This is a genomic window from Bacteroides sp. 2_2_4 (assembly GCF_000157055.1).
In the GTDB taxonomy this organism is placed as follows: domain Bacteria; phylum Bacteroidota; class Bacteroidia; order Bacteroidales; family Bacteroidaceae; genus Bacteroides; species Bacteroides ovatus.
Window position 1 is genome coordinate 1 of record NZ_EQ973394.1, and the last position, 1,451, is coordinate 1,451.

General features: G+C 43.8%; 1 protein-coding gene and 1 pseudogene. Both read left to right on the forward strand.

Annotation, left to right across the window (positions count from 1 at the left end; all coding sequences use genetic code 11):
* On the forward strand, positions 1 to 443 hold a 443-nt coding region (locus BSCG_RS30290; RefSeq protein WP_008777665.1), incomplete at its 5' end, for an endonuclease/exonuclease/phosphatase.
* A gap of 26 nt (positions 444 to 469) precedes the next feature.
* Positions 470 to 1,451: pseudogene (locus BSCG_RS00135) on the forward strand (hybrid sensor histidine kinase/response regulator); the annotation flags it as partial.

Genomic DNA, 1,451 nt, shown 5'->3' on the forward strand with positions numbered 1-1,451 from the left:
ATAATTGTAGATGTAATACTTGTATCATTGCGGATTTGAATTTTGTAGCATCAATACATTATCTGATATCAGGAACAGGCCGATCTGCAATTTGTTTAAATTATAATGGATGTAACATTTATACCCTTCATTGCGAATCTGGGTCTGGTGCTGTAGGAGATATAAGAGATTTAGTACGTCATGCAGTATCTCCTTTCATCATTGGCGGAGATATGAATTCAACGCCAAGCGAATTATCAGAATATTTAAGAATAATGACCACAGGTACCAGGAGTAGGCCGGGAAATAGTGCTAATTTTGCTTGTTGTGGTATGCCAACACATTTTTCAGGTCGAGAATTAGATTATTTCCTTATCGATAGCAGATTACAGCTAAGAACATGTGTACTAAGATATCATATGATGGGTGGGGATCACTATCCTGTGATATTGATATTTAGTTAACCAATTATATTTTTCATCAACAAACAGTGTCGCTGCGATATAAAATATTTTTCGGCTATGCCATACTTATGGCGGTCATCGGTAGCATGGCCGCCATTTTGATATATGAACGGCAGCGGATGCGCGAAATTGAGGCAGAGACGGCAAACATAAACCTTGTACGTCGTGGTATCAACACGGCTCATCGCCGTATTACGGGGCTCGCCACATTGGGTGAGGGTGTGGTAAATTGGAACAAAGCGGACTATCTGTACTATCGTAACCACCGACTTCAAGCCGACAGTTTGTTGAACTCGCTTAAACGACACTGCCGTGAATATGTACGCCCGGAACAGATAGACACTCTTCGTGCTCTGCTTGCCGAAAAGGAGACACACCTGCTGCACATAATGGAAATGTTTGAACGGCGAACTGAAGCGGACAGCGTGCTGGTAAACCAGTTGCCGGAAGTGGCGAGGCGTGCAACACATATCCGTACCATAGAACAAAAGAAAAAAGGGATTGCAGGATTCTTCGGGAAAAAAGAAGAAATACAAGTAATGCCATCCCAAAAAGAACTTCATGATTTCAGCGACAGCCTGATAGCAATACATCAAAGACAGGCGAACGAAATGGACATTTATGCCGACAGCCTGCGTATGCGCAACAGGGAATTGAACAGGACATTGAACAAGCTGATAAACGACCTTGACGAACAGGCACAGACTGCCTTCTCACAAAGAGAGTTAAAAATGGCAGAAGCAGAGAAAATGTCGTTCTTTTTAATGGCAGGAGTAATCGGCATGGCCATCATCCTGCTCATCATTTCGCACCTTATCATCATGCGTGACCTTAACCGCAGGGAAAGGGACAAGGCTGAACTGGAAGATACGGCAACACAAAACCGTACACTCTCCGACATGCGCAAGAAAATAATCATCACACTTTCCCATGACATACGAGGACCTCTCAATGCCATCAGTGGCAGTGCTGAACTGGCCATGGATACTCGTGACCGGAAACGCCGCA